This window comes from Caballeronia sordidicola, assembly GCF_000729995.1.
Lineage (GTDB): Bacteria > Pseudomonadota > Gammaproteobacteria > Burkholderiales > Burkholderiaceae > Caballeronia > Caballeronia sordidicola_A.
Genome location: NZ_JNFG01000081.1, coordinates 1 through 4061 on the forward strand (window position 1 = coordinate 1; position 4061 = coordinate 4061).

The 4061-nt window shown below is 57.3% G+C and carries 5 protein-coding genes and 1 pseudogene; all 6 read left to right on the forward strand.

Annotated elements, in window-relative coordinates:
* A pseudogene (locus FH08_RS52115) lies at nt 1-161 on the forward strand (3-phenylpropionate dioxygenase); the annotation flags it as partial.
* Nucleotides 154-933, forward strand: coding sequence for an SDR family oxidoreductase (locus FH08_RS0133720; protein ID WP_031362586.1), 780 nt, complete (start codon nt 154-156; stop codon nt 931-933). The pseudogene FH08_RS52115 and the gene FH08_RS0133720, both read left to right, overlap by 8 nt.
* Before the next feature lie 34 nt (nt 934-967).
* Nucleotides 968-1495 carry a cupin domain-containing protein gene (locus FH08_RS0133725; RefSeq protein ID WP_031362587.1) on the forward strand — a complete coding sequence of 176 codons (528 nt, stop codon included), beginning with the start codon at nt 968-970 and terminating at the stop codon, nt 1493-1495.
* 17 nt (nt 1496-1512) lie between these two features.
* On the forward strand, nt 1513-2397 hold the full coding sequence (locus tag FH08_RS0133730; protein ID WP_051888744.1) for an alpha/beta fold hydrolase: 885 nt from the start codon (nt 1513-1515) through the stop codon (nt 2395-2397).
* A 45-nt stretch (nt 2398-2442) separates the two neighbouring features.
* A complete protein-coding gene (locus FH08_RS0133735) occupies nt 2443-3252 on the forward strand; it encodes an IclR family transcriptional regulator (RefSeq protein ID WP_051888745.1) in 810 nt (269 codons plus the stop codon).
* Nucleotides 3249-4055: an SDR family oxidoreductase gene (locus FH08_RS0133740; protein WP_031362590.1), complete on the forward strand. Its 807-nt coding sequence runs from the start codon at nt 3249-3251 to the stop codon at nt 4053-4055. Before FH08_RS0133735 ends, FH08_RS0133740 begins: the two co-directional genes overlap by 4 nt.
* Nucleotides 4056-4061: the final 6 nt, after the last annotated feature.

A 4061-nucleotide genomic window follows, 5' to 3' on the forward strand; every position in this document is an offset into this window, starting at 1 on the left:
TCCTGGAGGGGCTTGCGCCCAATGCGGTGGAGCATGAATTTCTCTATCAGCACGATGTGGGCATCACCCGGGTGAGGCGCTTGATGAAGCAGCGCGCTCAACAAGAACTCGATCAACTCAACGCCTTTGAGGCGGCTTCGACGAGTCCATCTCATGCGTGACGGCCAGCAATATACCAGTGCTGTGTCTTTACGCGGTCACCGTGTGCTGGTCACGGGTGGAGCACGAGGTCTAGGCGCTGCTTTCGTTACTGCGCTAGTCAGGGCGGGTGCGACGGTCGCGTTCGGAGATTTACTTGAAGCTGAGGGGCGTGCCCTGATTGAATCGCTGGGCGATGCTGGGGAATCGGCGCACTTTGTCCCACTAGACTTGGCAGATCCAAGCAGTGTGGAAAGTTTCGTTGCGGCGGGCGTCGAGCGGTTGGGTGCGGTCGATGGCTTGATCAATAACGCCGCCATCACGAACTCCGGCGGGGTCTCGGCGAATGATCTTTCGCTGACGACCTGGGACACAGTGATGAACGTCAACGTTCGAGGCACGTGGCTCGCGAGCATTGCGGCTATGCCGCATTTGCGTGATTCGGGGCGCGGAAGCATCGTGAACATCGCGTCTGACACAGCGCTATGGGGCGCACCAAACGTTCTTGCCTACGTGGCGAGCAAAGGCGCGGTCGTGTCCATGACTCGCTCGCTTGCGCGAGAGTTTGGAGTGTCGGGCGTAACGGTGAACGCCATCGCGCCAGGACTGACGGAGGTCGAAGCGACGCAATATGTCCCTGAGGAACGACATGAGTATTACAGGAAGGGTCGGGCGCTCACGCGGTCGCAGGTTCCCGATGACGTGGTCGGGCCCGTTCTTTTCTTGCTTTCAGACGCTGCACGCTTTGTGACAGGACAATTGTTGCCGGTAAACGGCGGCTTCGTTCTGAATTGACTAAACCTTTCTGAACTGATTACAGGAGTCACTAATGGCTGATATGGATAGTGAAATTCGGAGTGCAGAACAAAACACGAACGCCGGCCTCGACGAATTGATGAGTTCGCGAGTCGCGCTATTCAAGACTCGTAAGTATGACTGGGACGCTCTGAAGTTTCAGGCAGACTACGACCCGGCGTACCGTCGTGCGCAGATGCGTTACGTCGGTACGGGTGGCACGGGCGTCGCGAAGGATGTCAACACAGTACCCGCTGGATCGTTCACTTTCTCGACCATGGTCATTCCGGCGGGAAACATTGGACCGAGCCACCTTCACATCGACGTCGAGGAAATTTTCTTTGTTCTTCGCGGAAAGATGAAAGTCATCTGCGAAAAGGATGGCGAATCGTGGGAAACGGTCCTTGGCGAGCGAGATCTGATCTCTGTGCCGCCCGGTGTATATCGCACGGAAGTCAATATCGGGGAAGAGGACGCATTGATGTGCGTGATGCTTGGCTCGCCGAAGCCAATTACGCCGACTTACCCCCCGGATTCTCCGCTTGCAAAACTAAAGCGCTGACCCCACGGGACTGAGTGATGCCGATATCCCCAGTGAGTGCGCCTTTGCCCAGTTTCTTCGAAACGTTGGAGTCGTTTCCGTCAAGGCTCGCGCGGTCTTCAGCGGGAGCGGTCAGCTTTCGAGAAGCGGGCGCCGACAAATCGTTCCCCACGCCCGTGGTCTTGCTGCATGGGATCGGGTCGGGCGCTGCGTCGTGGGTGAATCAACTGGACACCCTAGGCCGGAGTCGGCACGTTCTGGCTTGGGATGCCCCAGGCTATGGAGAGTCCACGCCTGTCGGGCCGGCGTCTCCCATTGCGCAGGACTATGCGTTGGCACTTGCCGCTTGGTTGCATGCCGTGCACATCAGGCGTTGTGTGCTGGTGGGGCATTCGCTCGGAGCCATTATCGCGGGCGCATTCGCGGCTCTGCATCCGTCGAAAGTCGCCGGGTTGTTGCTGCTGTCCCCGGCGTCGGGGTATGGCGCTGCCAGCGCAGATCTGCGGGAGTCCAAGCGCGAAGCGCGCCTGTCGATGCTTGAAAAGCTTGGCCCGGAAGGACTTGCCGAACAGCGATCCTCAAACATGCTGTCGCGAGCGGCCAATGAGGAGGCACGGTTATTCGTACGTTGGAACATGTCGAGAATATTGCCGCACGGGTATCGGCAGGCTACGCATCTACTTGCGAATGCTGATCTGGTGTCAGATGTAGCTCGATTCTCGGGCCGGATCGCCGTCGCGGTTGGTAACGAAGATTCGATTACTCCGCCCACAGCATGTGAACGTATCGCGCGGGCTGCTCGTGTCGGGTTGCAGGTGGTACCAAATGCAGGCCATGCCGGCTACGTTGAATTGCCAGATGTCTACGCCAGTCTCATCGAAATTTTCTGTCTCAGTTGCGGGAGCTGTGGAGTAGTGAATTGACACGCGATGCTGCTAGCGCCGCCCGATTGATGAAAGGGAGTAGTGATGAGTGAGATGGTCCCCGGACTCGAGCGCGGCTTAAAGGTACTAACGGAATTCTCAGCCCGTGAACCGGTGCTGGGAGCGCCAGAATTGACCAAGCGCCTCGGGATTCCACGATCTACGGTCTTTCGACTTTTGCAGACATTGGAGTCGCTAGGATTTGTGGAGCGCGTCGACAAGGACAGGAACTACAGCCTGGGTCCATCGGTGCTGCAGCTCGGATACGGTTACCTGGCGTCGCTCGAAATTTCCCAAGTTGGTTTGCCCATTATTCAGTCACTTAGGGATACTACGGGGCTTGCCTGTCATATCGTGATACGCGATGAACGTCACATTGTTTTTGTCGCCAAGGCCCAGAGTCATCTGCCGGTATTTCGATCTGTGAAGGTGAACGTGGGTACTCGATTGCCGGCTCATGCGGCGACCCACGGACATGTGCTGATGGGGGATCTGGAACTTGACGAGCTGCGAGCGTTATATCCGGAGCGCTATTTACAACGTTTTACCCCTCTTACGCCCGCAACAGTAGAAGACTTGTATGAGCGGGTAAAGGAGGATCGCCAGCGTGGATATTCGATCGGTGAGTCGTCGTTTGAAAGCGGAATATCTGTAGTGTCGGCACCCGTTCGCGATCGTACGGGAAAAATCGTAGCGGTCACAACGGCAACGATTCCAAGAGCGAAGGTTGACGCGGCACTTCTTGAGAATGGGTTGATAGGCAAGGTAAAGAAAGCGGCGGATGACCTGTCTCGATGCCTGTTGCATCGACAGGAAGCATGTAGCAATTATTTGGAGCGCATGGAATTGCAATGATAAGCATTGATTTGTCTGGGCAGGTCGCGGTCGTCACGGGCGGGTCGTCGGGCATCGGATTGGCAACCGCGCGGTTGTTGTTGCGCGCCGGCGCCTCAGTGGCAATTTGCGGCCGAGATGAGGCGCGTCTGAGGGAGGTGGAGGGTTCGCTTGCTGATACCGGCAAGGAAGGTGAGAAGCCGCTACTGCTGGCGCAACGCTGTGATGTCCTGAGCGAAGAAGACGTGTCGGGTTTCGAGGCGACCGTGCGAGCGCGTTTTGGGCGCACGGACATGCTTGTCAACAACGCGGGGCAGGGTCGAGTGTCAACCTTTGCGAACACGAGTGACGAGGCGTGGCGTGAGGAACTCGAGCTCAAGTACTTTGGGGTGATTCGTCCGACGCGCGCTTTCTTGCCATTGCTTCGAGCTTCTCCGAATCCGTCCATTGTTTGCGTGAATTCGCTGCTCGCGATGCAGCCGGAACGGCACATGGTGGCGACATCGTCTGCTCGGGCCGGCTTGCTAAACCTTACCAAGTCTCTTGCCAACGAACTGGCGCCAGAACGCATCCGGGTCAATTCGATTCTTATCGGCATTGTGGAGTCTGGGCAATGGCGGCGGCGCTTCGAGTCGCAAGCAAAGCCAGGGCAAAGTTGGGAAGAGTGGACTGCGGCACTTGCCCGCGAGAAGAACATTCCGCTTGGTCGTTTCGGACGTCCGGAAGAGGCGGCACAGGCACTTTTTTATCTGTCTACGAGCCTGTCGTCCTACACGACGGGCAGTCACATCGAAGTTTCTGGAGGGGTTGCGCGACATGTCTAATAAAAC